This is a genomic window from Microcystis sp. M_QC_C_20170808_M3Col (assembly GCF_007095505.1).
Taxonomy (GTDB): domain Bacteria; phylum Cyanobacteriota; class Cyanobacteriia; order Cyanobacteriales; family Microcystaceae; genus Microcystis.
Window position 1 is genome coordinate 1 of record NZ_SFBY01000099.1, and the last position, 4109, is coordinate 4109.

Consider the following 4109-nt stretch of genomic DNA (forward strand, 5'->3'; position numbering starts at 1 on the left):
TGGTTTAACCTGAGCGACTTAGTTTTTGCTGCGCTTTTTTCTGGCTTGAGATTTTAGGTTCGACAGCAACTCCTTGATTGTTTTTTGAGTTACCCCTTGACAATCAAGACAGTCGCTACAATAATTGCTGATGGCTAAAAAGCAGACGGCTCTTTTATTGCTAACCCGACCGACGATGATCTATTCTGGATCCTAGCCTGACTTGCGAATCCTCACCGCCAAAAAAGAATAATGTACTGCGATTACCTGGTTCAAATCCTCACCGCACGCGTTTACGATGTCGCCCAAGAAACCCCCTTGGAACTTGCCCCCAATCTCTCCCAACGCTTGCACAATCAGCTTTTACTCAAGCGCGAGGATATGCAGTCGGTTTTCTCTTTTAAACTGCGCGGCGCGTACAACAAAATGGCGCATTTGTCAAGGGATTTGTTACAAAAAGGTGTAATTGCTGCTTCGGCGGGAAATCATGCCCAGGGAGTCGCTTTGGGGGCGCGGCAATTGGGAACCCAAGCGATTATCGTTATGCCTGTCACCACTCCGCAAGTCAAAATCGACGCAGTAAAAGCCCGGGGCGGGATTGTCGTCCTGCACGGTGACACCTACGATGATGCCTACACCTACGCGCGGCAGTTAGAACAGGAAAAAGGCTTAACTTTTATCCATCCCTTCGATGATCCAGAGGTAATCGCCGGCCAGGGTACGATCGGTATGGAAATTTTACGACAATATCAGCAACCGATCGAGGCGATTTTCGTCGCTATTGGTGGCGGTGGGCTAATATCAGGTATTGCAGCCTATGTCAAGCGTTTACGCCCAGAAATTAAAATTATCGGGGTGGAACCTGTGGACTCAGACGCGATGAATCAATCCCTAAAAGCCGGTTATCGGCTGCGTTTGTCCCAAGTGGGATTATTTGCCGACGGGGTGGCGGTGCGCGAGGTGGGAGAGGAGACTTTTCGTCTCTGTCAGCAGTATGTGGACGAGATTATCCTGGTGGATACGGATGATATCTGTGCGGCGATTAAGGATGTTTTTCAAGATACACGCTCGATTTTAGAACCTGCGGGGGCGTTAGCGGTAGCAGGAGCGAAAGCTTATGTAGAAAGAGAAGGAATTGAGGATAAAACCCTCGTTGCTGTGGCTTGTGGGGCGAATATGAACTTTGATCGTCTGCGGTTTGTGGCGGAAAGGGCAGAATTAGGGGAACGGCGCGAGGCGTTGTATGCTGTGACTATTCCCGAACAACCCGGCAGTTTACGGCGTTTTTGCGAATGTGTCGGCAAACGCAATTTAACCGAATTTAGTTATCGCATTGCCGATGAAAAAGAAGCACATATTTTTGTCGGCGCCCAGATCGAAAATCGCACCGATGCCAAGAAATTAGCCGAGAGTTTTGAAGCTTGCGGCTTTAAAACCCTCGATATCAGCGATGATGAATTGACTAAATTGCATCTGCGCCACATGGTGGGAGGGCGATCGCATTTAGCCGATCATGAATTATTTTATCGCTTCGAGTTTCCCGAACGACCGGGGGCTTTAATGAAATTTGTCGCCTCCATGAGTCCCCACTGGAATATCAGCGTTTTCCATTATCGTAATAACGGAGCCGATTACGGGCGCATCGTCGTCGGCATACAAGTCCCCCCCGACGAAATGAATCAATGGCAAGCTTTTCTCGATACTCTCGGCTATCGCTATTGGGATGAAAGTCAAAACCGGGCCTATCAGTTATTTTTAGGTTAAATCGCCATTTTTAGGAAGTTATCAGCACAGATGAATCAAGATTTTCCCCATATTTCCGTTTTGAGTCAAGAATTAATCGCCGGCTTAAATATTCAACCCGGGGGGCATTATCTCGATCTTACCCTAGGCGGTGGTGGACACAGCCGCTTGATTTTAGATGCCTATCCCGAAACAATAGTAACCGCCATCGATCGCGATCAAAGCGCCCTAGAAGCCGCTAAAATTAGTCTCGCCCCCTATCTAGATAGCCGTTTAACCCTCTGGTGGGGCAACTTCGCCGATTATAATGGACAAAATAGCAGTTTTGATGGCATTATCGCCGATTTAGGAGTCAGTTCTCCCCAATTCGATCAGAGCGAGCGCGGCTTTAGTTTTCGCCACACGGCAGCCTTAGATATGCGGATGGATCGCTGTCAATCCCTGACGGCAGCTGATATTATTAACCATTGGCAGGAAAAAGAATTAGCGGATCTTTTTTATCAATACGGAGAAGAACGTTTATCTCGTCCGATTGCTCGCTCGATCGTCCAAAAACGTCCCTTTACTACCACCACGGAATTAGCGGCTGTCATCGCTAGTTCTGTCCCCGCTAGTTACCGTTATGGACGTATTCATCCGGCAACGCGGGTTTTTCAATCCCTACGCATCGCTGTTAATCAAGAATTAGATTCTCTCCAACAATTGTTAAATCAAGCCCCCCACTGGCTAAAATCCGGGGGAATTATCGCTATGATCAGTTTTCATAGTCTAGAAGATCGTCTGATCAAGTATGGCTTTCGCGAAGATAATTCGTTGAAAATTATCACGAAAAAGCCGATTATTCCCAGCCGAGAAGAACAAGCTAAAAATCCCCGTTCTCGTTCGGCTAAACTAAGAATAGCCCAAAAGATAGAATCATCGGTTATCTTATAGCAGTTATATTAACGGTGAGGTACACAGTCTCTGGTTTTAGGGAGTCGGTCGTCAATACCAAATTAGATTACACTTCATCTTTATGAGAAAGGCTGTCAACTATTTTTTACACGAAGGAGAAATAATTGATCGAGAATTGAATTATGCCTTTGACTTGACAAGGTCGTTTATTTTCCGTTTCTGTCTGTCATATTTGAAAGCTAAATATCGCTGACTGAACAACCATCTTTTTAAAATTTGACTTAAAGCAGACCATTTTTCGTAGGTGGGAAAAGCCACATCTTTGAAAAAATATATCCATTGATTTAAAGTGGTTTCAATTGTGTGTTCTTTCGCCCTCTTATAACCGTTTTCAACCATTTTTTGATAAAGTTCTGGAGAACTTTTCAGACGACGAACTGCTTCAATTGCTTCCTCTAGAGAGTGAATAATAATAAAATCTAACTCCGTCTTTCTTTCTGCTAAAAAGCCTAATTCTGGAGTCAAAAGGGCAGGAACACCGGCGTGCCAAGCATTAATTAGCTTAATAGAACCTTTATTAGGATAATTTCGAGAGTCAAAACTACGGGCGGCTACAATCACATCTAGATTAGTATAATTGTTCCATTGAAGTTTATCCCAAATCGGCATCCAATGGCAATTGAGAGTAGCCAAAGACTTTGCCCATGCTTCCGACCTTAATTCCGGTGCTAACTCACCCCTGTTGCCGATGTAAGAAATATTCTCGACTAGGGTGTTCCGTTCCCTATCTCTGGGAATTAACCCTGGCATCGGCCAATGACTAATTAGATGGGGGTTCCAAATAGAGTCTTTAGTCTTCTCCCAAGTATACGGATTATAAACAATGTGTAGGTGAGCCGAAGGGTGATATTCTTTGTCGCTTTGGACACAAATTAACATGACCTTATCCAGGAAAGGATAGTCATTATCTAGGGTATCTCGGTCAGCGATTAAAATTCCTTGCTCCGGGATTTCTCTGGCTATTTCACAAGGAAAGCCAGCTTGTTTAAGATGAAAGTAGGTTTGGGCTATCCAAGCTGCGAAATTGGTAGGATCGCCTGTCCATAGAGTCTGGTCTTCCCTGATATTTTTTTGTCTGATTTCGTCAGGGGCGTAAAAATAGATTGTTCGCATTTATATAAGGCCAAAGCATTCTTTGTCCCGTAGTCTAGCGCAAAAACGCTTTGCCGTCAATTGTCCCTCAAGAGTTCAGCAATTCTCATTGTGGAAATCAGCCAGCCAAACCCCCAGTCTAAAGAAATATACTCGATCGCCTCCCAGGGTGGATCAGAGGAAACAACCCCTTGACCTAGAGAAATAGTACCCGGGTTCGCTTTAATTAGGGTCTGCTGAAAAAGTTTTTCCTGGGGGTAGGAGTCAGGAGTCAGGAGTCAGTAGCCGGTCGTTTCAGGCTTTGTTGCCCTTGTTTTTTGTACCAAGCGATGTACTACAAG

The 4109-nt window shown here is 45.2% G+C and carries 3 protein-coding genes; 2 read left to right on the plus strand and 1 reads right to left on the minus strand.

The annotated features are described in order from the left end of the window. Positions 1–231: 231 nt before the first annotated feature. Together ilvA and rsmH are read left to right on the plus strand one after the other, a co-directional pair. Complete coding sequence (gene ilvA / locus EWV84_RS05030; protein WP_287076848.1) at positions 232–1743, plus strand: threonine ammonia-lyase, biosynthetic; 1512 nt, start codon at positions 232–234, stop codon at positions 1741–1743. Positions 1744–1773: 30 nt separating this feature from the next. Further along, on the plus strand, positions 1774–2655 hold the full coding sequence (gene rsmH / locus EWV84_RS05035) for a 16S rRNA (cytosine(1402)-N(4))-methyltransferase RsmH (RefSeq protein WP_287076850.1): 882 nt from the start codon (positions 1774–1776) through the stop codon (positions 2653–2655). Between the two features lie 141 nt (positions 2656–2796). Here the strand turns inward: rsmH and EWV84_RS05040 are convergent, their stop codons facing one another. Then, a complete protein-coding gene (locus EWV84_RS05040; RefSeq protein ID WP_287076851.1) occupies positions 2797–3789 on the minus strand; it encodes a glycosyltransferase in 993 nt (330 codons plus the stop codon). Positions 3790–4109: the final 320 nt, after the last annotated feature.

Coding starts and splice junctions, on each gene's coding strand:
- ilvA (WP_287076848.1), top strand. CDS start 232: ATGTACTGCGATTACCTGGTTCAAATCCTCACCGCACGCGTTTACGAT.
- rsmH (WP_287076850.1), top strand. CDS start 1,774: ATGAATCAAGATTTTCCCCATATTTCCGTTTTGAGTCAAGAATTAATC.
- EWV84_RS05040 (WP_287076851.1), bottom strand. CDS start 3,789: ATGCGAACAATCTATTTTTACGCCCCTGACGAAATCAGACAAAAAAAT.